Genomic DNA, 21,472 nt, shown 5'->3' on the forward strand with positions numbered 1-21,472 from the left:
GGACCTTGCCCCTGGGGGAAGGTCCATGCTGGATCCGTGTCCGAGGCGGCTGAGCATCTGTTCCTGGTCGGGGAGTTCTCCCGGCTGACGCACCTGACGGCGAAGACGCTGCGTCACTACCACGACGTGGATCTGCTGGTGCCGGTGGTGGTGGATCCGGGCAGCGGGTACCGGTACTACACGAGTGCGCAGATCCCCCGGGCTCAGCTGATCCGGCGTCTGCGGGACGTGCGGATGCCGGTGCCGCAGATCCGTGAGGCGCTCGCCGCGCCGGAGGGGCCCGGGCGGGATGCGGTGATCGGCCGTCATCTGGAGCAGCTGCAGCGTGAGCTGCTGCAGACGGCGGTCGCGGTGGGGTCGCTGCGTTCGATGCTGTCTCCGCTGCCGTGGACGCCGCCGGTCACCTACCGGCCCGGGGTGGGTGAGAGTGCCCTGACGGTGGTCGGGGACGTGGTGCCGGAGCGGATCGAGGTGTGGTTCGCGGACGTGTTCACGCGTCTGTTCGCTGCGGCCCGGCAGGTGCAGGCCTGGCCCTCGGGGGCGGGTGGGGCCCTGTACTCGGGGGACTGGTTCAGCGGGCAGAGCCTGACGGTGACCGCTCTGCTACCCGTCGGGGCCGGCAGTGATCCAGACGGTGATCCGGGCGGCGAGCGGGGGGTGCGGCTGCTGGATCTTGGGGCGCAGCCGTATGCGGTGGCCGTTCATGAGGGCTCGTTCGCGGATCTGGACCGTACGTATGCGGCGCTGGGTGAGCACGTGCACGCCGCCGGGATCGCGGCCGAAGGCCCGATCCGGGAGAACTACCTGATCAGTCCGGCCGACACCAGTGACCCGGCGGCTCTGCGCACCGAGGTCTGCTGGCCGGTCACCCACTTCCCTACTGACGAAGGAGATCTGTGATGTCTGTCGAGGTCGCGCAGGTCGTGATCGACTGTTCCGACGCCGAGAAGCTGGCCGGGTTCTGGGCGCAGCTGCTGCAGCGCCCGGTCGAGCCCGGCGCCAACGCCTTCTATGCGCTGATCCCGGGCAGCCCGGCGCTCATGCTGCTGGCGGTGCCGGAGGCCAAGCAGGTCAAGAACCGGGTGCATCTGGATCTGCGCCTCGCTGAAGGTTCTGACTGGGAGGGCGAGCTGGGGCGGATCCTGGCGCTGGGGGCCACCCAGGTGTCGGAGCACCGCGAGCACGGGGTGCACTGGGTCTGCCTGAGGGATCCGGAAGGCAACGAGTTCGATCTGGCCATCGGTCACTAGCCTCAGGTGCAGTAGTTTCACGCCGTGCCCCGAATGCTGTCGTCGCCCGAGGATCGTCGCGCCAAGCTGCTGCAGAGCGGCACCGGTCTGGCCCTGATCGCCGGCTGGGTGGTGCTGCTGCTGTCCCTGCTGATCTGGGGTGGGTCCGGGGCTTACCTGCCCAGGCCTACGGGCATCGACTTTCTGGCCGAGGACTCGGACCACTCGGCGCTCGGTGGATGGGTGAACGCGGTGGCGGTCATGGTGGCGGCGGTGCTGTGTGCGGGGCTGCCCAGCGAGCGTCACGAGCCGCGGGTGCTGTGGGGTGCGTTCGGGCAGGTGTTCGGTGGGGTCATCGGGGCGGTCGTGACGTACTACGCGTTGCTGCTGTCGGCGGTGGACGAGGGCACGCGCCTGTGGGTGGCCTACTCGCCCACGGCGGTGCTCGGGGTTTCGATGGTGGTGCTGGGCCTGCTGTACCAGTGGGTGCCGTGGCGGGTGCGGGCGTTCGGGCCGGCGCTGGCCTGGGGTGTGCTGACGCTGCTGGTCACGCTGTTCTGGTAGGGCGGCGGGCCTCGATCAGGGTGCGGGTGGAGTGGGCGACGAAAGGCTCTCCCCCGCGCATGGTCTCGTCCAGGGCCCGCAGGTGGGGTTCGTAGCGGGCGACGGTGAAGCCGGGCACCCACCACACGCAGCGGCGCAGGATCCACACCACGGCCCCCACGTCGTGGAACTCCATCCGGCAGCGAGCGGTGCGCAGGTCGACGACCTGCAGGCCGGCGTTCGTGGCGTCGTCGCTCTCGCGCCGGGGGTCGCGGACGTGGCCCTCGCGCGGGAGCGGGCCGAGGAAGTGCTCGATCAGCTCGAACGCGGAGGCCGGGCCGACGTGCTGGGCGAAGTAGGTGCCGCCGGGGCGCAGGACGCGGGCGATCTGCGCCCAGGCCGGGCGTACCGGGTGGCGGCTGGTGACCAGGTCGAACGTGGCGTCGGCGAACGGCAGGTTCTCGGTGGAGCAGTGCACGACGTTCACCCCGCGCGGTGTGAGCGTCTGCGCGGCGCGGGCCAGGTTCGGTGCCCACGCCTCGGTGACGGTCATGTGCGCGGGCAGTTCGGGTGCCCCGGCGATGATTTCCCCGCCTCCGGTGTCCAGGTCCAGGGCGCTGTGCGCGTGCGCCAGACGCTGGGCCAGTTGCCCGGCGTACCCCCAGGGTGTGCGTTCCTCGGTGGCCCTGTCTCGCAGCCAGGAGAAGTCCCAGCCGGTGACGTCGGCCTGCTCGGCCTCGGCGACAAGGTCTGTGTAGGGGCGCATCTCACTGTCCCAGCAGGGCGAGGGCGGCGTGGGTGTTGTGCTCGGCGATGCTGCGGGCGAAGGCGCGGTCGGGGAAGTCGCCCTCGAGCAGCCGCAGCGGACCTGCGACCAGGGACAGGCGCATGGCCAGGCGGTACAGGTCCATCCGGGGCCCGTCGAGTGGGGTGCGCGGTGCGAGCAGGCGGTAGCGCTCGCCGAACCTGATCTCCAGGAACACGTGCTCCCACTCCACGTCGAAGAACATCAGCCCTTCGATGTCGATCAGCACCGCCCCTGCGCCATTGGCGGGCTCGGCGGTGAGCAGGACGTGGTCGGGGCCGAGTTCGCCGTGGATCAGCGCGTACTCCTGGCGGGGGCTGATCCTGGCATGCAGGTCGTGCAGCCTGCGGGCGAGCTGCTCGGCGACGGCGGCGATCCGGGGTTCGCGGCCGGCGGCTTCGGCCACGTCACCCAGTGCGCGTTCGAGGACGAGGTGTTCGCAGGTGGGGCCGTACGGTTCGATGCCGAGCCGCAGTTGCTCGAGCGTGCCGTAGGTGGGGGCGCGGTGGGCGTGCACGACCTGCAGCGTCTCGGCCAGGCGCCGGGTGATGGCGTCCCCCTGGGCCGGGTCGCTGTCGTACAGGGCCTCCAGCGTTCCCCCGGCCTGGTCGGCGACGACGGCGACATCGGCCGGGAACACCTGGCGGCTGTCGTCGGCCAGGTAGACGTGGAGCGTGGGCACCCCGAGCGCCTGGAGGGTGTGAACGGCGTCCAGGAACCGCGGCATCCCGTCCGCGGGGGCGAACGGGTCCCGGGGATCCTGGGTACTGACCGACGGGCCGGGATCGCTCGAGGGGCCCACGGGCGTCCAAAAGTTTTCCTCGTCGGCCCAGCTGTACACGACGGCTGACGCTGGCACTCCCGTCAGGCCCACCCGGTAGACGCCCTTCTTGGTGCCCCCACGCAACCGCTGTACCCCGGTGATCCGCTGGTCAGGCCCGAACGCGGCGCGGATGACGTCGGTGAGGTCGTCGGCAGTGAGGGTTCGGCGCGGGGTACTGGGCACCCAGGGACGCTAGTGCAGCCCCTCGTGCGGGGGACAGCGAGTTTCGCGGGGGCCCAGTCAGGGCTCTAGCTCAGGCTGGGGCGTTCGGCGGGGCGGTTTCCGGCTACCCGAGGACGCCGGCGGGCGGGTTTGGGCGCTCTGGTCACCGGTGCCGGGCGGACGGTTGGGCTCGTGGTGTTCAACTGCTCGTTCAACTGCTGCGCGAGGCGCCGGGCCTCGGCCACGGCCGCGTCGTGGGCCTGCTGCAGGGTGGCGAGCTGGTGGGTCTGCTGCTCGTGGCGGGACTGCCAGTCGGCGGCCGTCTGCTGGTGGCGTTGCTCGGCCTGGTCCAGGCGTGCGCCCAGGTCGGCGGCGCGCTCGGTGGACTGCCGCAGCTCAGCGCTGGTGGTGGCCAGGTGCAGGTCGAGCTGGGTGATCCGCGAGTGCTGGTCCTGGGTGGTCTGCAGGACCTCGGCGTGCTCGCGGCGCAGGGTCTCCAGGGCGGTGCGGGCGGCCTGCAGTTCGGCCTCGACCTGGCCGCGGGCCCGTTCGTGCTCGGCGATCTGCTTCCACGTCTCGTCGCGGGTGGCCTGGAGTTCGGCCTGTGCCTGGCGGGCGCGTTCGAGGGCCTGGTCCTTCTCCTCGCGGTCGCGGCGGGCGGCGGCGAGTGCCTCGCGGCGGGCCTGTTCGGCCTGTTGTTCGGCCTCGGCGGCGCGGGTGGCCTCGGCGTGGGCCTGCTCGGCCTCGGTCTCGGCGGCCTGGACCCGGGCCAGCGCGCCGTTCTCGGCCTGCTCGAACCGGGCCATCAGGCTGGTGAGCTGCTCGCTGAGCTGCCGGGCGGCGGGCAGGACACCCGCGGTGGCCTCGCGGGCCAGGGCCAGGGGGTCGGCCACCGCGGCCAGGTCACTGGCCCGGCGCTGGCGGGAGGCCGCGTCGGCGTGGGCCTTGGAGCAGTAGCGGGCCCGTCGCCCGCCCTTGGGCCGGCCGAGTTCGTCGCGGGGGCGTGGCGGCAGGGGCTCTTCGCAGCCGTCCAGGCCGCAGGTGGGCCGGACGTCGGGCTCGGGGGCGGATTCAGGGCTTTTCGTGCTCACCCCGGAAGTCTGGCGCATCCTGTGCCCCGTCCTCAGCACTGGCCCGTGTCTGGGCCTCAGCGTGGGCGTGGGCTCGGTAGCGGGTGATCCATTCCTGGTTCACGTGGTCGCCCTGGCGCTGGTGGCGGGCGACGGGTGGCTGCGCCGGTGCCTCGAGGCCCAGCGCCTGCAGGACCCGTGTGGTGGTGCCGGTGAGGTCGGCGGTCAGTTCCTCGTACGTCACCCGGTGCGGGCTGACGCCGTTGGCGCTGAACCAGTCCTCCCAGCCCTGCTGGTGTTCCTGGATCAGGTGCAGGTGGTGCTCGATGGCGTTGGCGTCGAACGTGGGCCGGGCACCGGTGGGCTGATTGCTGATCTGCCCGCTGATCTCTCCGTCGCCTCCGGCGTACCACTGCTGGGTCTGCTCGGCGCGTACCCATGACACCGCCTGGGCCAGCACGTCGCGGCGGCTGAGGTGCACGAACCCGACCCGCCCGAACGCCCGGCGCAGCACTGCGAGGTCTCCTGCGGTCGTGGCAGCGCCTTCGGCGTCGGGGTAGGCGTCGGCGAGTCTGGCGGTGAGTTCGCCGATGGTCCCCCACATCAGTTTGGCGCCGAAGACCCCGTTCGCGGTGCGGCCGGCGGCGAGCGCGGCGGTGACGAAATCGGCGTACGGGTAGCCGGTGCGGGGAAGTTGCCAGCGCTCGGCCCACAGTGCTTCGTCGGGTGCACGGAAGTACGCCTGTGGTCGCCCGGCGCAGCCGCTGGATGCCAGAAGGCCGAGGAGGAGGGAGCTGCCGGTGCGGGGTGTGGCGCAGACGAAGTACGCATCGACACACATGGCAGCCACACTGACCCGCTGGCAGTGAGTGTGTCCACTGTCTGACGGTCAACCCGGTCAACTGGTGCAGGCCGGGACCTGGCGGGATGACAGGTGACACGTGCGGGCGTCAGCATGGGCGCCGTGGTCATCCCCTCCAGCCCCGACCTGGATCCGGCCCGGCCCGCGGAGTCTGCTGATGCCGCGGCCCTGGCCCGGCAGGCACGCCGTCTGAGCGCCTGGGCGCGGGTGGTGCTCGTGCCGGTCGCCGTGATCGGTGCCGTGCTGTCGTACCAGAGCCTGTACAAGGCGGCCGAGCCGACGTTCGGTCCCTATCTGGCGGCGGGTTTCCCGTTGCTGGTCGACCTGCTGATCCTCGGCGCCTCGCTGCAGTACGTGGCGGGGGCCAAGGTGGGGCGGCCGATGACGGGGTGGCGTCTGACCGCGCACTGCGGGGTGGCCGGGACGCTGTTCCTGAACGCGCTGGCCTCGCGGAACCTGGGTGAGGTGCCCTGGCACGTGACCGCGCCCGCGGTGTGGGCGGTGCTGGTGGAGCTGACCGGCAAGCAGGTCCTGGGCCAGTGGAAGGCAGCCAACTTCGGGCCCAGCGCCTCGATCGCGCCCTCGTTGTGGCTGTCCGCGCCGATCGAGTCGGTCCGCACCCGCCTGCTCATGGCCCGCACCGGGGTGGCCGACGCCCACCAGGCCCGGATCGGTGTGGGTATGGCGGCGGCCGCCCGGGAGGCACTGAACCTGTCACTGCCACGCCGGGTCAATGCCCGCCGCGACGCCAGGCGGGTACGGCGGGTGGTGAACCGACAGTTGCGCGCGGGCAGCCTGGCCCCCTCCACGGTGATGGACGCGGTGGGCTGGACCGGCGCCGACCAGCACCCCGAGCGCAGCCCCGAGTCGATCCTGCGCGCAGTGGTCCAGTCCGTCCTGCGCCCCGAACCCGACATCCCCCACCCGGCCAAGGGTGCCCAGGGTGAACAGGAGGCGCAGGCCGCGCCGGCGCACCGCGTCCTGGTACTGCCGGACAGCGACAACCCGTTCGATACCGCGGTGCCCGCCACCCCCGTCCTCAATTCTGCTGTGACTGCACCTGCCACGCCTGCCGCACCTGTGCCACCTGTGCCACCTGTGCCACCTGTCATGTCTGACACAGCCGCCCGACCGGTGGCTGTGACTACGCCGGCTGAGCCTGCCACTCAGATGCCCTTCGAGCCGACACCAGCTGTCCAGCCGACCCAGCCGACCCAGCCCACGCAGACGTCCCAGCCGATCGAGACGGCTGAGACGACTCAGCCGGTGCCGACGTTCACTGCGGCGCGTGACCGGGAACGCATTGGTCTGTGGGCTGCGGCGCAGGCCCGTACGAGCGTCCCCGAACCTGAGCCCTCCGTGGGCTCGGGTCCCGGCACGTCGGAGTGGGCCGAGGACTCGGGTGACTCGGGCGACTACCCGCCGGAGTACGGGACGGACGAGCGGTACCCGGGGACGGCGGTCAGTGGGCGCCCGACGGTCAAGCAGAAGGAGGAGCGCCTGGCCGTGGCGGCGGGGATCGTGCATGCGCGTCCGGAGATCACCGGCACCGAGCTGCGGGCCGAGCTGGAGCGGCAGGGGTGGCTGGTCAGTGACCGCACCGCCGCCCGGATCCTGATCGAGGCCCGCAAGACCTCTCCGCTGCGCGCCGTCCAGGCCTAGACGCACCTGGTTTACGTCTGGTTCCAGGCTGGTGGGGGGTTCAGCTGAGGCCGAGGTGGGCGTGCAGGCGTGCGTAGGCGTGGGGCGGGTTGTTGGAGAGGTTGACCCACGGCTGGAACCCGCATCGCTTCCACGTCGGCGGTCAGGTCGAGCGCGTCGCTGGTGAGGGTGTGCTGGTCGGGCTGGTCACGGACCGGCCGCAGGTGCTGCAGCACCAGCTCCACGCGGGCGGGCGCGGTCAGGGTGGGGGCGGTGTCGCAGAGCCGGTCGAGGTTCTCGTCGGCCCAGCACCGGTTCTCGACCATTCGCGCCCGGGCCCCCCGGCTGCCGAAGAGGGCCATGGGTCAGCGGACCCCGAGGCGCACGCACAGCTCGGCGTAGGCGCCCTGCGGGTCGTCGGCCACGAATGACCAGGGCATGCTGTGGTAGCGGTGGCGGGTCTGTTCCAGGTGCCAGCGGCCCCGGTCCTGGAAGCGGCTGCTGGTGCCGAGGAACCAGCCGAACAGGTTGTGTGCGCGCAGGGCGTGCGCGTGGGTGGGGGCCGGGCGGCTGCCGTCCCCGGCCCACTTCCACGAGGCGGCCATCACGGCTTCCTCGTCGTCCATGCGCGCTGCTTCCGGGGAGGGCCCGCCGGGGGTGTTGCGGCCCATCATGACCGAGCACAGGTACTCGGCGTGGGCCAGCGGCAGCATCGCGACCAGCGGGTCGCCGGGCGGGGCCTGCTCGGCGACGCTGCGCCCGAAGTCGAACATGAGCTCGTCGCTGCCGTACCACTTGGCGCACAACGCCGTCAGCATCGCCCGGTGCGCGGCGTACAGGGTGGGGTGGGCGGCCCGGGCCACCTCGAACCGGTTCCACCACTCGTCGGAGCGCACACCCAGGCCCAGCGCGGTGAACAGGCGGAACGTGGCGGCGTCGGGATGGTGGGGGACCATCCGCAGGGCCGCCACCAGGATCTCGTCGGCCTCGGTGAGGATCTCTCGGAAGTCCGGCCAGGCCGACTTCTGCACGCTGGAGGCCGGTCCGCTGCCGCGGATCTCCCAGGCCACGTCGACCAGCGTGGTCCCCAGCAGGGCCAGCAGGTCGACCCGGTCGTCGGGATGGGTGTGCGGGTGCGCGCAGCGCTCGCGCAGCACGTCGACCGAGCCCATCAGTTCCTCGCCCATCAGCTCGGAGAGCTGGACGTGTTCCTCGGGGCGGTTACGCAGGGGGCGCAGCATGCCCAGCACGGTCTCCACCCGCTGGTACGGGTCGAGGACGGGCAGCTGGTCGTAGAGGCGGTCGAGGGACTCGTCGGCCCAGCAGCGCCGGTCGATCACCTCGAACGAGGGGCCGCGCCGGCTGAGGTTCCTGAGGATTCCCACGATCGGTGAGCCTAATGTTCACGATGTCAGAGCGGGCCGGAATGCCTGAATCTTCACGTTCCAGAACGGGCCAGAACCGGCCAGAACCGGCCAGGACCGGGTGGCGGTACCTCAGCTGTTGCGGGCCTCCCAGGTCAGCCGGAACCGGGTGCTCAGGCCCTGGGCGGCCGCGCCGGCGGTCAGCTGGTAACCGATGCGGTAGACGCGCACCTGCCCGCTGCCGGTGGGGGCGAAACTGCCGATGCCGCTGCCCCAGTCGCTCGCGGTGCCGGCCAGGGTGTTCAGGCGGGCGCTGTACCCGGCCGCCGCGGGCGTGAATCCGCTGCAGGAGGCGAAAGAGCCGCCGCTGCTGTCGGTGCCCTCGGTCACGGTGAGGGTGAGGTAGCGCTCCAGACCGGTACCACTGACGTCACCGGGCGCCACGTACATCCTGACCTGCGCCGGGACGGTGCCGGTGTACGTCAGCGCGATGCACCGGCTGCCGGAGTCGCCCGGGCGCAGCCCGCTCACCGTGAACAGGGCCGTGCCGGAGTCGTCGTCGCCGAGCGCGACCGTCGCGGCCTTGAACGTGTTGGGCCCGCTGCCGGACTGCCCGGTGAACGCCGAGAAGGACACCGGGACCAGGGCCAGACCCAGCAGGAGAACGGCGGCCACGGCGACAGTGGCGGCGATGGCTGTCCGGGTGGGTGATCGCCGCACTAGGTGTTCGTCCAGTAGTGGCGGGCCACCTGCTGGGCGCTCAGTACGCTGGGGTAGATCGCGACCTCGTCCAGGTCGCCGTAGAAGAACTCGCTGGTCGGTGGGGTGACCCATTTCTTGCCGCCGCCCCAGCGCCAGTAGCCCGAGTAGTTCTGGGGTGCGCCGGGGCTGGGGTTGGTCGCGGCGACCACCCCGTCCACGTACATGGTCATGCCGGTGCCCGGGCTGAGGGTCAGGACGCCGTGGTGCCACCGGCCGTCGTTGTAGGTGGCGGTGGTGGTGGCCGAGACGATCGCGCCGCCGGAGTAGATGCCGAAGGTGATGGTGCCGTCGTCCATCATCTTCCAGATCCGGTCGTAGATGATGGAGTCGCCGGTCATGCTGTTGCCGAAGCTGACCAGGTCCCCGCCGGTGGTGCTGCTGGTGCGGAACCACAGTTCCAGGCTGAACGTGGCCGGGTTGTTCACCGGGGTGGGCCAGTAGCCGATGCCCGAGCCCTCGAACCGCATCGCCGTGCTGGCGGCCTGGTCGCCGATCAGGGCGCCGGGCCGGCCGCCGGTCACGCCCTTGGGCCGCACGTAGGAGTACCAGCCGCGCTTGCTGCTGGCCCCGGTGTGCTCGAGCAGACGCGTCTGGAACTGGATGCCCCGGTAGGAGGTGCCCGGGGCATCGTTCAGGTGGTAGATCGCCCAGGGCCCGTCGGCGGTGAGGGTGGCGGTGTACGAGGCCAGCGAGGCCGCGCTCGCACCGGCCGTGTAGTGGGCGCTCATCCGGGCCGCGGACAGCTGTTTCGTGTACAGCACGGCCTCATCGAGGGTGCCCACGAAGTAGGACACGTCCCCGCCCAGGCGCAGGTAGCCGGTGAAGGCGGCAGCGGTGGTGGTCGCAGCGTCGGAGGCCACCTCCACACCGTCGGCGTACAGGCGCATCCCGGCGGCGCCCAGGCTGGCGCCGAGCAGGTGCCAGGCGCCGTTGTTCAGCCCGCTGACGCTGGAGGTGATCGTGCTGTTGCCCACCGTCAGGGTCAGTGCACCGCTCGCGGTCATGGTGACGTACCGGTCGACGGTGGTGCTGTAGCCGGAGCCGGCGTCGCCGAAGCTGACGACCCGGGCCTCGGCGGTGGAGGTGGTGCGGAACCAGATCTCGTAGGTGAACGCGGCGGGCACGCTCATGCTGGGTGAGGCCGCGGTGGAGGAGTCCCCGGAGAACTGCACGGCGGTGTCGGCGCCCGCACCACTGCCCCCGGCCGGCCCGCCGGGCACCTGGAAGCTGGGCGTGACACTGAAATAGCCGCCCGTTGCGTTGTTGCCACTGCTGTCCAGGGCCTGGTCCGAGCCGTCGGGCTCCTCGCCCCGGTAGTACACCGACGGGCTGTCGGCCTTCACCACGTCGGGGTAGGACGGGAACGACGCCGCAGCGGTGAAGTCGTTGCCGCCGTTGTCGGACGTCGAGGTGAAGGCCGACAGCAGGTACCGCACCGGCGGCACCGGCGCCGTGGTCAGCACCATGGCCAGCACCGCCGATGCGATCAGGGCGCAGCCCAGCACCGCGAGCACCCGCGTCGCTACTCTGGCCCCTCTGGTCTTTCTGGTCTTTCTGCCTGTCGGCCGCATCTTCCGTATCACTCCCGGCCCCGGACGCCCCAGACGCCCCGGACCATCACACCCGGCACCCGCAGTTCGACCCTGCCGTCAAGCCGCACCTGTCGCTGGCTCCTCGGCCGCTGGGGCGCGACCTTGAGCCTTCTGGTGTCTTCGGGCCGGTTCGGTGCTGGTTCGGTGCTGGTTGGGGGCTGGTTGGGGGCTGGTTGGGGGCTGGTTGGGGGCCGGTTGGGGGGCCGGTTCGGTGTTGGCGGAGGTGAGCGTGCCGGTCAGTCGACTCAGTCGACTCCGAGGTCGGCGTGCAGTTGCGCGTAGGCCTGGGCCGGTTCGTCGGACAGCCAGCACCAGGGCTGGCCGCTGATCCGGTGCCGGGTCTGCTGCAGGTGCCAGCGGCCGCGCTCGCGGTACTGGCGGCTGTTGCCGAGGAACCACGCGAACAGGTTGTGGGCGTCCAGGGCATACGGGTGGGGCGGCGCCGGCCGGGTTCCGTCACCGGCCCACTTCCAGGAGGCGGCCATCACGGCGTCCTCGTCGTGCAGCCGGGCCGCCTCCGGGGAGGGCCCGTCGGGCCGGCTGCGGCCCATCTGCACGGCGCAGATGTATTCGGAGTGGGCCAGGGGCAGCATCGCGACCACCGGGTCGCCGGGCGGGGCCTGCTCGGCGATCTGGTGCCCGAACCCGAACATCGCCTCGTCGCTGCCGTACCACTTGGGGCTCAGCACGGTCAGCATCGTCTCGTGCGCCGTGTACAGGGTGGGCTGGGCGGTGCGGGCGGTCTCGAACCGTGACCACCATTCGTCGGAGGAGACTCCCAGGCCGAGGGCGGCGCTGAGGCGGAACGTGGCCGCCCCCGGGTGCTGGGGGTAGATCCGCTGGGCCTGGGCCAGGATGTCGTCGGCCTCCTCGAGGATCGCGCGGAAGCGGGGCCAGGCCGACTCGGGCACGGTGGAGGCGGGCCCGGTGCCCCGCACGTCCTGGGCCCGGGAGATCAGGGTGTTGCCGAGCAGGGTCAGCACGTCCGCCCGGTCGTCGGCGGGAGTGCCGGGGTGCTGCAGGAGCGCCTGCATCGGTTCGACGGCCAGGCTCATGTTGATCACGCTCGAGGCCTGGACGTGCTGGTCGGGCCGGTTACGCAGCGGACGCAGGTAGGGCAGCAGCAGGTTGAGCCGGGCCTGCCCGTCCTGCCCCTTCACCGCGGCGCACAACTGGTCCAGGGACGGGTCCTGCCAGCACATGTGGTGAACGACCTGGGACATGACCCGATCGGTGCCCCGGGACGCCGACCAGGATGCCGGGGCACCGGACGATGTCCGCCGGCCGAGACCGAAACGCGCCATGGCCTCAGATCACCCGGCCCGTGTGTCCGGTGGGGTTCTTGATCAGCGTCATAAGTCCTGAGGCTATGGCCCACCCGTGTTTACCGGCGCCGGAACCCGGCAATCCGCACTCGCCTGCTCGTTTCCGGACCTGGGCGACCTTGTCCGATAACGCGTAAGCGCGTCGTTTTACTAAATCGCGTTGCGCGTTACGCGATGAAGTGAAGTAGCTGGGTAGGTATTGAGAAGGAAACTTCTAGCTAGTTGATCTGCGGGGACGGCTGCAGAGGAGAGGTGCGCGTGATCCGGGCGGGAAGAGGGGGTTACGCGAATGCTCCAGGCGGGGCTTCGACGCCACAAGCCGGTTCGTTCGTCCGCCGAATGCTGAGAAACGGACGGGGCCGCTGTCATGGGCGCAGCCGTGCGTGGCGGTGACCGCGCAAAATGGATAGTGCCCGCCGTTGCCGTCCTGCTTTGATCAGGAGCATGCCGGACCTGTTCACGCCCCGCCTGCAGTTACATCCGATTGACGTGGCCGAGGGAGAACGCATCCACACCCGGACGGCGGGCCCCACCGACACCTGGGTCGACGACTTTCCCTTCGACGGTGACGTCGCTGCGGCCGGGGCCTTTCTCCGCACGAGCACGGCCCTGGGGCAGCAGCAGCCGTTCGGCTACTACCGGATCACCCGCCGGTCGGACGGAAAGGCCGTCGGAGGGATCGGTTTCAAGGGGCAGCCACAGCACGGCAGCGTCGAGATCGGCTACGGCCTGGCCGGCTCGGCCCGCGGCCACGGATACGCGGCCGAAGCCGTCCTGGCCCTGCTGGCCATCGCCGCAGGCCACGGGCTCAGCAGAGTGCTGGCCGACACGGACAGGGCCAACGTCGCCTCCCAGCGGACCCTGACCCGCGCCGGGTTCCACCGGGTCCGGGCCGAGGGCGAGGTCCTCTTCTACGAAGTGCAACTCGCTACCGGACGTTGATCCCGATACCGAGGGCACTGAATCATGAGCTGAGCGTGAAAAGTTCTGCGTTGGCGGACAGCTCGGCCGCCGGGACCTTCGATGCGTAGCGCCGGGAGAATGGCTCTGACAGAAGATTGGATCCAGCACGGAACGTCAGGGCCGGGCACGGGAGCGACAAGCTTCCTGCCCCCACCGAACCAACTGTTCGGCCCCGCCCGAGCCGCCGTGTGCGCGGGCCGCCGTCCTCAATTTGGTGTTGTTCGGGGCCCTGGTGCGCCGAACCAGCGGGTGAGGTGTTCGTTCAGGTCCTGCTGGTCGTCGCCGGTCCAGGCGATGTAGCCGTCGGGGCGCAGGAGCAGGGCCGGTGCGTGCGCGGCCCCGGTGACGGTCGGGTCGGCGAGGCGGTCGACGCGGGCGGGCCAGCCGTCCGTGTTCAGTTGGCCGGTGCCGTCCACGAGAAGGCCTCTGCCGGCGTGTATCAGGCTGTACAGCGGGCCGTTGCTGCTGGTCTCGATGTCGGGTTGTCGTCGTCCCAGCAGGTCGGGGCCGGGGCCGAAGTCGTAGCGGAGGTCGGTGGCGGTGATCTTCGCGGTCAGCCGGCGGTTCACCTCGTCGATGTCCATGAGTTCGGTGAGCAGGCGGCGCACGGCCTGGGCGCCCGGTTCGGGTGAGAAGAGGTGCTGCTGGGCGCGGGTGTTGTCGAGGACGTCCGCGGCGACCGGGCGGCGTTCTGCCTGGTAGGTGTCGAGCAGCCCGGGCGGTGCCCAGCCGTGCACGTGGGCGGCGAGTTTCCAGCCCAGGTTGAAGGCGTCCTGCAGGCCGAGGTTCAGGCCCTGCCCGCCGATGGGGGGATGGATGTGCGCGGCGTCGCCGGCCAGCAGCACCCGCCCCACCCGGTACTGCTCGGCCAGTCTCGTGGCGTCCCCGAAGCGTGAGAGCCAGCGGGGGGAGTGAATGCCGAAGTCGGTGCCGGCGACGGCGTGCAGCTGGCTGCGGAAGTCCTCGATCGTGGGCGGCTGTGCGGGATCGGTGATGCCTGCGGCGGGAAGGACGATGCTGTAGATCCCTTCCCCGAAAGGCCTGACCCAGAACGGTCTGACGCTGGGGGCGATCGCCTGCACCCGGGCGGCGATCTCCTGCGCGGGCGCCGCAGCGTGCATCTCACCCATCAGCGTCTGGGCGCGGGTGGGCTCTCCGGGGAAGCCCACGCCCAGCAGTTTGCGGACGGTGCTGCGGGCGCCGTCACAGCCGACGAGGTACCGCGAGCGCAGGTGCTGCCCGTCGCTCAGCTCGACCCTGACCTCCTGCTCGTCCTGCTGTACCCCGGTGATCTCGCAGCCCCGGCGCACCTGGGCGCCCAGGCGCAGGGCGTGTTCCTCCAGCAGGCGCACGATCACCGGTTGCGGGATGCCCAGCAGGTAGCCGTAGGTCGAGTCCGGGCCGGGGGCAGCGGGTTTGCTGATGGCGGCGAAGAGTCCTGCGGCGGGGCGCTTGCGGCCGTGTGCGAGCAGGCCTTCCAGAAGGCCGCGCGTGGCCAGCAGTTCGAGGCTGCGCACGTGCACGCCGACGATGCGGGTGAAGGGGGCGGGTTCGGTGTCGCGTTCCAGGACCAGCACGTTCACCTCGTGCAGGCGTAGTTCGGCGGCGAGCACTGCTCCGCTCGGCCCGCAGCCGGCGATGATCACGTCGTACGTCTCGTTGTTCATCAGGGGGTCGGCCCTTCGTGAGTGGCCTGGTGGCCGGGGGTCGTAGTGTTTGCGGGTTGATCTGTCGGTGAGTGGGTTGTGTCTGCGGGGAGCGCTTCATGGTGATCGCGATCGACAAGGTGGCCTGGATCCACGTCGTGGACGGGCTGATCCTCAGCACCCTCTCGGCCGGTAAGAGCGTCTACTACCTGCCGGGCGGTAAACGTGAGCCCGGGGAGAGCGACGTGCAGACGCTGGTGCGGGAGGTCCGGGAGGAGCTGAGCGTGGACATCGTGGTGGCGAGCGCGGTGCACCTGAAGACGTTCCAGGCCCAGGCCCATGGGCGCCCGGACGGCGAGATCGTGCAGATGACCTGCTATACCGCCGGCTACGAGGGCGATCTGAAACCGGACAACGAGATCGCCGAACTGGTCTGGTTCGGTTACGCCGACCGGCACCGGGTGTCCCCGGTGGACCAGCTGATCTTCGACCACCTGCACGAGCGCGGCGTCCTGCACTGACCCGCTGCACTGGCTCGGCTGACGGTCGGCGCCGGCCTGGGCGTGACGTTGCTGCGTCCTGCCGGGCCGGCGCCGCCCCCTAGCTTGCTGTGGGGAGCGGTTCGAGGTGGCGGCCGAAGAAGGCTGTGGCGCTGTCGATCTCGTGGCGGGGGACGGCTGCGTGGCCGCCGGGGTTGGCGTGCAGGGTCTTGTCGGTGGAGGCGAACGCCTCGAACAGGGCCAGGGACTGCTCGCGGGAGATGAACTCGTCGTCCCACTGCGCCAGGAACTGCACCGGCACGGTGATCCGGGCGGCCTGCTCGGCGCCGGCCAGGGCGCTGCCGCAGCCCAGGACCGCTGCGCGCACGCGGGGTTCGGCGGCCACGAACGGCACTCCCAGGCCGCAGCCCAGCGACAGACCCCAGTAGCCGACCGGCCCGGCGCCCACGTGCGGCAGTTCCTGCAGGGCGTCGAGCACGGCGGTCCACTCGGGCACGGTCTGCTGGGCCACCGCGGCCTGGAACTGCGCGATGACCTGCGCCCGGGGCTCGCCCTGCTCGACGCGCTGCTGGCTGCGGGCGGCCATCGGGCCGAACTGCGGATGGTCCGGGCGATCGCCGTGCCCCGGCACGTCGACGCACGCGGCGGCGGCCCCGAGCTCACGGACGAACCGGTGGGCGCGCGCCAGCACACCGGGGGCTCTCTTGTGCTGCCCGCCCCCGTGTCCGAGCAGAATCAATGGACGAGGGGACGTTGCGTCCGCGGGGGAGAACAGGACACCGGGGACCTCGCCCACGGTGAAGGACTGCTCGAGGACGCCGTCGGTGACCGACTCGTCAGTGAGGGACGATGCGGTGGAATGCATGGTGAAGCCTTTCGGGATGCCCTGGTGCGGGCCCTCCCTAGGGCTGGTGGGGGTGGGAGGCCCGGTCCGTCATAGCGTTGATCGGTCTCACCTCCCCTGTGCCGGGCACTCACGCGGGTGCCTCGTACGTTGCTGCCGGTGAAGTTACCACGCCACGCCCGCAGGTGGCGCGGGGTTTTCCGGAGCTCGCCGAATGTAGGCGTATCCACCCAGGTCGGGCAGCGTCGGGCAGTATGCCTGCGGATCTTGCTCACATCGGGTGCATAAGTGTGGCTGCCCGATCGGGCAATAACTAGCCTCGCGAGCGTGTCACCTCTTGCACCTCATCGATCCCCTTCCCCTTCTGCCTCCCCCTGGCGTCCCGCGGTCCGTGCGCTCGCGGCCGCGGCGCTCGCCGGCGTCCTGCTGGCCGTGACCGCGGTCTCCGCCGGTGCTGCCGGCCCGGTCTCCGGTGTCAGCGGGGGTGATCTGGCAGCTGCCAAGGCCAAAGCCGATGCCAAGAAGGCGAAGATCACGTATCCGCGGGCCGGGAAGAAGTCGTTCAAGGTGGCGACGGGCCGCAGTGCGGTCGCGGGGTCGCGGGGTCCGCTGCTGAGGTACCGGGTGTCGGTGGAGAAGGACATCAAGGGCGTCACCGCCAACCAGTTCGCCGCGCGGGTGGTGCAGACGCTCTCGGACGAGCGCAGCTGGGTCGGCACCGGGCAGGTGCGGCTGCAGCGGGTGCCGAACTCGGCCGAGTACGACTTCACGATCTACCTGGCCACACCGCAGACCCGCGACTCGCTGTGCGGTGACGCCACCCGCGCGAATCCCGACCGGTACACGTCCTGCCGCAACGGCGACCGGGTGGTGCTGAACGTGGCGCGGTGGGCCAAGGGCGTGCCGAAGTACGGGGCGTCGCTGGAGACCTACCGCACCTACATGATCAACCACGAGACCGGGCACCGGCTGGGCCACCACCACCAGAAGTGCACCGGCAGCGGCCGTAAGGCGCCGGTGATGCAACAGCAGACGCTGGGCCTGCACGGCTGCAAGGCCAACGCCTGGCCCCGGGTCAACGGCAGCCTGTACGAGGGCCCGGCCGGCGCCTACAACGACCCCATCCCCAGCGCCTGACCCGGCTTTCCTGCTCAATCATGGCCCCTAGCGGGCACTTCCGGGAGGTTCCAGGGTTTCGAGCCACTGCCAGAGGACGTCGGTGACCGCCTTCGGGCGGTCCTCGGGCAGGAAGTGCCCCGCGGGTTCGCCGACGTCGGTGACGGTGAGGTTGGGCAGGTGCCGGGTGCACCAGTCGGTGACCTCGGGGGTGACGATCGGTGTTCCCGGGGCGGTGATCAGCAGCTTGGGCACCGGGGAACGGGTGGCGTTGACGGCGGCTGCCTCGAGGGCTGCGTGGGTGGGTGCCGGTACGCCGGCGACGGGGATCTGCCGGGCCCAGTCCAGCAGGGCCCGCCGCGAGTGCGGGTCGGGGTAGTGACGGCGGTACTCGTGCAGTTCGTCCTCGGTCAGCGCCCGCTGCAGGGCCGCGGGCAGCAGGGTGTCGAGGAAGAAGTTGTCGTGCAGCACCATCTGCTCGCCCACCTGTGGGGTGCGCATACGCTGGAACAGCTCCCGCCCGCCGGGGTCGAACGCCTCCCAGCCGGGCAGGGGCCGGATGTGGCCCTCCATGACCGCGATCGCCGTGACCTGCCCCATATCGCGCCGCCGACGGCGCCGCAGCAGGTCCAGCCCAAGGGCCACACCCCGGTCGTGCCCGACCACCACCAGCCCGTCCAGCCCACCCTTCTCGTCCTTCTCGTCCTTCTCGTCCTGGGCCGAGCCCTCCGGCCGCTCGAGGGTGAGCAGGAGTTCCTCGAGGTGGGCGACGTGGTCGGCGAAGGAGTAGCTCAGGTAGGGCCGGGCCGAACGGCCCATGCCGATCAGGTCGGGCGCCAGGCACCGCCAGCCCGGCCTGCGTCCGGCGATCACGTGCCGCCACAGGTGGGAACTGGTGGGGTTGCCGTGCAGGAACAGGACGGGCCGGCCTGCCCCGGTGTCCCGCAGGTACATGGTCGTGCCCAGAACGCCCACCACGCTCACGTCCTCCATCATGCGCGCGGCCGGTCCGTTCCGCCCGTTCCGCCCAGCAGTTCGCGGTACAGCCGGGCCGTCCGCCGCGCCACCTCGTCCCAGGTGAAGTGCTGCAGCACGCGCTCACGGTCGGCCCGGCCCATCGTCGCGGCCCGGTCCTGCTCGTGCACGAGGCGCTGGTCGAGGCCTGGACGGGCAGCTACCTCCCGCGGGTCTGGGCGGAGGTTTCGGAACATGGCAACGAAGTGCGTCGCCGGCGATCGGCAGATGGTGGACCGCGGCCCATCGTCCGGCGGCGAGGGGCGTTCACCAGCATGTCTCACGGATTGCGCTCAGCTGCCTCCGAGGCTCCATATCTTCTGCCGCGTGAGTGTCGTCGTCCGGCCAGCTCAACGCTCGTATGTCCTGGGAAGCTCTCGGGCAGAGGACTGAGGCGAATGATGGTCCGTGTCTGTGGGTGGCGCGCAGGGTCGTGACTCCGTTCATTTCTTCACCGCGCTCGCCCGTCTGTCCGTCCGGCCCGTCCTGTGGAGAACTGAGCAGTCTGCTGGTGGTGGGCGTGCTCAGGCGGACGGCGGGTCCGGGGTGCGCGACTGGTGCGCGGCCAGGGCCAGGGCGAGCGGGCAGGGCTCCGCTCAGGACAGGTGCCCCACGTCGTTGAAGCTGATCAGGGTGGCCGGGCGGCCGGTCTCCCACTGAAGGACAGTGAGCCCGCAGTTGGCCTGGTTCAGGCCGAGCCAGCACCAGTGCGGGGCCTGCATCACGTGCCGCACGAACCAGCCGATGACGAAGTTGTGGGTGACCACCAGGTCCACCCGCTCAGCCTGATCGGTCTGCCCCGCCCGACTCGCCTGACTTTCCTGGCCCGCCTGTCCCGGGCCGCCGAAGGCACTGAGAGCGCTGAGGTGCTCAACCGCCTGCTGCAGTCGCACGGCTCCGGGGTCACGCTCCTGCAGCGGTACGGCCTCGAAAAAGTCCTGGTAGCGCTGCGGGTAGTCGTGCCCCGGCCGGCCCGGCTGGGGGTCGGCGGGGAACGGGGTGCGGTCCTTGACCAGGTCGCAGGTGTGCATCGGGACTCCGGGCAGGTGCTGGGCCAGGATCGTGGCCGTCTGCTCGGCCCTTGGCAGGCTGCTGTGATGGATGGTGTCGAACCGGGTGCCTGCCAGGCGTCGCGCGAGCTGCTGGGCCTGGACACGCCCCCGATCGGAAAGACCCAGGTCGTTCTCGCCCGGGTCGGCCTCACCGGGGACGGCGCTCGCGGTGGTGAGGGTGGCGGGCCCGGGCGCCTGCTGCTCGCCGTGGCGGACCAGGTACAGCGTGGTGCGTGCCATCGGGCCCCCTGCGGATGTGACGATTCGTGCGGCTTGGTGCACGTTGTCTACCAGCCCCCTCCGACAGTCTCGAATCCGCCGCTATCGGGCAGAATGCGGTGCATGCTTCCTGATGCCGCGCCGGACCGTGAGCCCGAAACCTGGCCCGGGAGCTCAGAAGTGGTGGTGCCCGGCAGTGGGTCGAGTGGGTCGAGCGAGTCCGGGCTGGACCCGGCCTACGAGTACGTGGCCCGGCTGGCGGTCATCGATGCGCAGGCGGCCGAGGACGCGCTGGCGCCTTCCACTCGGGAGGCGTACCGGCGGGCGTGGGAGGTGTTCGAGGGGTGGGCGGCGAACAACTCGCTGATGGCGCTTCCGGCGACGGCTTCCACGGTGCGGGCGTTCGTGGCGCACCTGCGTGACCGGCCGGTCCCGGCCAGCCTGCCCACGATCAATCAGCACCTGTCGGCGATCTGGGCCCGGCACGCGGACCTGGGGCTGCCCTCGGCCCGGCAGGACGGGCAGTTACGGCTGCGGCTGCAGGGGTACGCCCGGCAGGACCAGGAGCGCCTGGTCCGGCAGATGTCGGCGCTGATGGTCCGCGACGTGCAGCGGATCGTCTCGGTGATGGACGAGGACCTGCAGCAGGCCCGCCGCGAACTGGACGACGAGCGCGCGGTACGCAAGACCCAGCTGTTGTGCGCCCGGGACAAGGCGGTGATCCTGGTCGGCCTGGCCACCGCGATGCGCCGCTCGGAGCTGGCCCGCCTGGAGGTCGCCGACCTGCGCGAGGACGTCGAGGGACTGGTCATCACGCCCCGCTGGACCAAACGCGACCAGGCCGGCACCGAGCGCAACCCACGGGCCGTCCCACGCGGCGCCGCCCGTGCCACCTGCCCGGTCAGCGCCGTGCAGCACTGGCTGTCCCTGGCCGGTATCGACGCCGGCCCGCTGTTCCGCCCGGTGACGCGGTGGGGCACGGTCGGCCCCCGCGGGTTCACGCCGCAGGTGATCCGGACCATCGTGCAGCAGCGCGCGGAGGCGGCCGGCCTGCCGGGCACGTGGGGGGCACACTCGCTGCGGGCGGGTTTCGCCACGCAGTCGGCCAAGAACGGGGTGGCCCGGCACGTGATCATGGCCGACGGGGACTGGCGCTCGGCCGCGGTGGACCGGTACATGCGCCGCGGCGCGCTCTGGGACGGAGCAGCCGCCAAGAGCCTGGGCCTGTAACCAGCCCGGTCAGCCCAGGTCATGCCAGGTCAGACAGGTCGGCCAACTCAGGCGGGTCAGGCGAGCCGGGTCCGGTCGGCCAACTCAGCCCGGTCAGGCGAGCCGGGCCAGGCCAGATCCGGTCAGGCCAGATGTGGGTCGGGGTGGGCCAGCGTCGTCCGGGTCCCCTAGTGAGCGTCAGCGTCCGGTGAGGCGACGGCGCACCGCGGCCACGTCGTCCAGGAACCACAGCTGCTGCCCGCGGTTGCTCTCGGCCACGAAGTCCCGCAACGCGGTCCCGGTTACGGTGTGCGCACTGATGTCCCCGACCACGGCCAGGCGCACCCGGTAGTTGGCGAACTTCTGGGTGATCGCGCCGGCCAGGCCGGTGCGCAGGCGCAGGAAGTCCGGTCCGAGCCGCGACAGCGGCAGGATCACCAGGCCGACGCCCTGCCAGGCGGCCGTGCCGACCAGGTCCAGGGCATCGGCCTCACCGGCGACCACGGGCCCGTGCGGATCGCAGACCAGCACCTGCACGTCGCCGATGGTCTCCACGACGTCGGCGCCTGGAGCGGAGGGCCGGCCCGCAACGGGCTCACCTGAGGTCATGAGGGGGAGTCTAGGAAGCCCGGAGCCCTCGGCCCGAGTGGTTTTCCCACACCTGGGGGACGGCTGGGCCGGCGAGGCTGCGACGCTCGCCGGCCCGACCCGTCCTCAATTGGAGCTCTTCA

Annotated in this window: 23 protein-coding genes; 8 read left to right on the forward strand and 15 right to left on the reverse strand. The window is 71.1% G+C overall.

Going from position 1 to position 21,472, the window contains the following annotated elements:
• Positions 1-36 precede the first annotated feature (36 nt).
• The 3 genes from QSK18_RS17125 to QSK18_RS17135 are packed head-to-tail and all read left to right on the forward strand — an operon-like array spanning position 37 to position 1,793.
• Positions 37-900, forward strand: coding sequence for a MerR family transcriptional regulator (locus tag QSK18_RS17125; RefSeq protein ID WP_285620295.1), 864 nt, complete (start codon positions 37-39; stop codon positions 898-900).
• On the forward strand, positions 900-1,250 hold the full coding sequence (locus QSK18_RS17130; protein ID WP_285620298.1) for a VOC family protein: 351 nt from the start codon (positions 900-902) through the stop codon (positions 1,248-1,250). The genes QSK18_RS17125 and QSK18_RS17130 overlap by 1 nt, the downstream gene beginning before the upstream one ends.
• A 24-nt stretch (positions 1,251-1,274) precedes the next feature.
• The gene (locus tag QSK18_RS17135) at positions 1,275-1,793 is read left to right on the forward strand and encodes a hypothetical protein (RefSeq protein ID WP_285620300.1); all 519 of its coding nucleotides are present in this window, start codon (positions 1,275-1,277) and stop codon (positions 1,791-1,793) included.
• Here QSK18_RS17135 and QSK18_RS17140 read toward each other — a convergent pair.
• The 4 genes from QSK18_RS17140 to QSK18_RS17155 form a co-directional block, all read right to left on the reverse strand.
• Complete coding sequence (locus QSK18_RS17140) at positions 1,777-2,538, reverse strand: class I SAM-dependent methyltransferase (RefSeq protein WP_285620301.1); 762 nt, start codon at positions 2,536-2,538, stop codon at positions 1,777-1,779. The two genes, QSK18_RS17135 and QSK18_RS17140, sit on opposite strands and share 17 nt — an antisense overlap.
• Position 2,539: 1 nt before the next feature.
• The gene (locus QSK18_RS17145; protein WP_285620303.1) at positions 2,540-3,583 is read right to left on the reverse strand and encodes a phosphotransferase family protein; all 1,044 of its coding nucleotides are present in this window, start codon (positions 3,581-3,583) and stop codon (positions 2,540-2,542) included.
• Positions 3,584-3,648: 65 nt separating this feature from the next.
• Complete coding sequence (locus QSK18_RS17150) at positions 3,649-4,653, reverse strand: coiled-coil domain-containing protein (protein WP_232814126.1); 1,005 nt, start codon at positions 4,651-4,653, stop codon at positions 3,649-3,651.
• A complete protein-coding gene (locus tag QSK18_RS17155; RefSeq protein ID WP_232814127.1) occupies positions 4,634-5,473 on the reverse strand; it encodes a Stf0 family sulfotransferase in 840 nt (279 codons plus the stop codon). The genes QSK18_RS17150 and QSK18_RS17155 overlap by 20 nt, the downstream gene beginning before the upstream one ends.
• Positions 5,474-5,566: 93 nt before the next feature.
• Between QSK18_RS17155 and QSK18_RS17160 the strand changes: the two genes are divergently transcribed.
• Complete coding sequence (locus tag QSK18_RS17160) at positions 5,567-7,156, forward strand: DUF2637 domain-containing protein (RefSeq protein WP_285620307.1); 1,590 nt, start codon at positions 5,567-5,569, stop codon at positions 7,154-7,156.
• An 11-nt stretch (positions 7,157-7,167) separates the two neighbouring features.
• On the opposite strand, the gene QSK18_RS17165 is transcribed toward QSK18_RS17160, so the two are convergent.
• From QSK18_RS17165 to QSK18_RS17185, 5 genes are all read right to left on the reverse strand, one after another.
• Positions 7,168-7,497: a hypothetical protein gene (locus QSK18_RS17165; protein ID WP_285620310.1), complete on the reverse strand. Its 330-nt coding sequence runs from the start codon at positions 7,495-7,497 to the stop codon at positions 7,168-7,170.
• A 3-nt stretch (positions 7,498-7,500) separates the two neighbouring features.
• On the reverse strand, positions 7,501-8,520 hold the full coding sequence (locus QSK18_RS17170; protein ID WP_285620313.1) for a hypothetical protein: 1,020 nt from the start codon (positions 8,518-8,520) through the stop codon (positions 7,501-7,503).
• A gap of 111 nt (positions 8,521-8,631) precedes the next feature.
• Entirely contained in the window at positions 8,632-9,174 is a 543-nt protein-coding gene (locus tag QSK18_RS17175; RefSeq protein ID WP_232814131.1) for a hypothetical protein, read from the reverse strand.
• 44 nt (positions 9,175-9,218) lie between these two features.
• Positions 9,219-10,775 (reverse strand): LamG domain-containing protein, encoded by a 1,557-nt coding sequence (locus QSK18_RS17180; RefSeq protein WP_285620317.1) that lies wholly within the window; start codon positions 10,773-10,775, stop codon positions 9,219-9,221.
• Between the two features lie 323 nt (positions 10,776-11,098).
• Positions 11,099-12,076, reverse strand: a complete 978-nt coding sequence (locus tag QSK18_RS17185; RefSeq protein ID WP_285620319.1) for a hypothetical protein — start codon at positions 12,074-12,076, stop codon at positions 11,099-11,101.
• A 546-nt stretch (positions 12,077-12,622) separates the two neighbouring features.
• Here QSK18_RS17185 and QSK18_RS17190 point away from each other — a divergent pair.
• Positions 12,623-13,120 carry a GNAT family N-acetyltransferase gene (locus QSK18_RS17190; protein WP_285620321.1) on the forward strand — a complete coding sequence of 166 codons (498 nt, stop codon included), beginning with the start codon at positions 12,623-12,625 and terminating at the stop codon, positions 13,118-13,120.
• A gap of 227 nt (positions 13,121-13,347) precedes the next feature.
• On the opposite strand, the gene QSK18_RS17195 is transcribed toward QSK18_RS17190, so the two are convergent.
• On the reverse strand, positions 13,348-14,808 hold the full coding sequence (locus tag QSK18_RS17195; RefSeq protein ID WP_285620323.1) for an FAD-dependent monooxygenase: 1,461 nt from the start codon (positions 14,806-14,808) through the stop codon (positions 13,348-13,350).
• Between the two features lie 101 nt (positions 14,809-14,909).
• Between QSK18_RS17195 and QSK18_RS17200 the strand changes: the two genes are divergently transcribed.
• Positions 14,910-15,308, forward strand: a complete 399-nt coding sequence (locus tag QSK18_RS17200) for an NUDIX hydrolase (RefSeq protein WP_352396579.1) — start codon at positions 14,910-14,912, stop codon at positions 15,306-15,308.
• Positions 15,309-15,387: 79 nt separating this feature from the next.
• Here QSK18_RS17200 and QSK18_RS17205 read toward each other — a convergent pair whose 3' ends face one another.
• Complete coding sequence (locus tag QSK18_RS17205) at positions 15,388-16,152, reverse strand: dienelactone hydrolase family protein (RefSeq protein ID WP_285620325.1); 765 nt, start codon at positions 16,150-16,152, stop codon at positions 15,388-15,390.
• Between the two features lie 306 nt (positions 16,153-16,458).
• Here QSK18_RS17205 and QSK18_RS17210 point away from each other — a divergent pair, with 306 nt between their 5' ends.
• Positions 16,459-17,268, forward strand: a complete 810-nt coding sequence (locus QSK18_RS17210; protein ID WP_285620327.1) for a DUF3152 domain-containing protein — start codon at positions 16,459-16,461, stop codon at positions 17,266-17,268.
• Positions 17,269-17,295: 27 nt separating this feature from the next.
• Here QSK18_RS17210 and QSK18_RS17215 read toward each other — a convergent pair whose 3' ends face one another.
• The 3 genes from QSK18_RS17215 to QSK18_RS17225 all read right to left on the reverse strand — a co-directional run bounded on the left by QSK18_RS17215 (position 17,296) and on the right by QSK18_RS17225 (position 19,553).
• Complete coding sequence (locus tag QSK18_RS17215; RefSeq protein ID WP_285620329.1) at positions 17,296-18,231, reverse strand: alpha/beta fold hydrolase; 936 nt, start codon at positions 18,229-18,231, stop codon at positions 17,296-17,298.
• Positions 18,232-18,239: 8 nt separating this feature from the next.
• Entirely contained in the window at positions 18,240-18,392 is a 153-nt protein-coding gene (locus QSK18_RS17220; RefSeq protein WP_232814139.1) for a glycosyltransferase, read from the reverse strand.
• A 465-nt stretch (positions 18,393-18,857) separates the two neighbouring features.
• On the reverse strand, positions 18,858-19,553 hold the full coding sequence (locus QSK18_RS17225; protein ID WP_285620331.1) for a histidine phosphatase family protein: 696 nt from the start codon (positions 19,551-19,553) through the stop codon (positions 18,858-18,860).
• Positions 19,554-19,655: 102 nt separating this feature from the next.
• Between QSK18_RS17225 and QSK18_RS17230 the strand changes: the two genes are divergently transcribed.
• Positions 19,656-20,762, forward strand: a complete 1,107-nt coding sequence (locus QSK18_RS17230) for a tyrosine-type recombinase/integrase (protein ID WP_285620333.1) — start codon at positions 19,656-19,658, stop codon at positions 20,760-20,762.
• A gap of 177 nt (positions 20,763-20,939) precedes the next feature.
• Here QSK18_RS17230 and QSK18_RS17235 read toward each other — a convergent pair whose 3' ends face one another.
• Positions 20,940-21,350: a DUF4180 domain-containing protein gene (locus QSK18_RS17235; RefSeq protein WP_285620336.1), complete on the reverse strand. Its 411-nt coding sequence runs from the start codon at positions 21,348-21,350 to the stop codon at positions 20,940-20,942.
• Positions 21,351-21,472: the final 122 nt, after the last annotated feature.

This window comes from Kineosporia sp. NBRC 101677, assembly GCF_030269265.1.
In the GTDB taxonomy this organism is placed as follows: domain Bacteria; phylum Actinomycetota; class Actinomycetes; order Actinomycetales; family Kineosporiaceae; genus Kineosporia; species Kineosporia rhizophila.

Excerpts from the sequence above, each read along its gene's own strand:
- QSK18_RS17130 (WP_285620298.1), top strand. The coding sequence starts at position 900 with ATGTCTGTCGAGGTCGCGCAGGTCGTGATCGACTGTTCCGACGCCGAG.
- QSK18_RS17140 (WP_285620301.1), bottom strand. The coding sequence starts at position 2,538 with ATGCGCCCCTACACAGACCTTGTCGCCGAGGCCGAGCAGGCCGACGTC.
- QSK18_RS17155 (WP_232814127.1), bottom strand. The coding sequence starts at position 5,473 with ATGTGTGTCGATGCGTACTTCGTCTGCGCCACACCCCGCACCGGCAGC.
- QSK18_RS17165 (WP_285620310.1), bottom strand. The coding sequence starts at position 7,497 with ATGGCCCTCTTCGGCAGCCGGGGGGCCCGGGCGCGAATGGTCGAGAAC.
- QSK18_RS17185 (WP_285620319.1), bottom strand. The coding sequence starts at position 12,076 with ATGTCCCAGGTCGTTCACCACATGTGCTGGCAGGACCCGTCCCTGGAC.
- QSK18_RS17190 (WP_285620321.1), top strand. The coding sequence starts at position 12,623 with ATGCCGGACCTGTTCACGCCCCGCCTGCAGTTACATCCGATTGACGTG.
- QSK18_RS17195 (WP_285620323.1), bottom strand. The coding sequence starts at position 14,808 with ATGAACAACGAGACGTACGACGTGATCATCGCCGGCTGCGGGCCGAGC.
- QSK18_RS17205 (WP_285620325.1), bottom strand. The coding sequence starts at position 16,152 with ATGCATTCCACCGCATCGTCCCTCACTGACGAGTCGGTCACCGACGGC.
- QSK18_RS17225 (WP_285620331.1), bottom strand. The coding sequence starts at position 19,553 with ATGGCACGCACCACGCTGTACCTGGTCCGCCACGGCGAGCAGCAGGCG.
- QSK18_RS17230 (WP_285620333.1), top strand. The coding sequence starts at position 19,656 with ATGCTTCCTGATGCCGCGCCGGACCGTGAGCCCGAAACCTGGCCCGGG.
- QSK18_RS17235 (WP_285620336.1), bottom strand. The coding sequence starts at position 21,350 with ATGACCTCAGGTGAGCCCGTTGCGGGCCGGCCCTCCGCTCCAGGCGCC.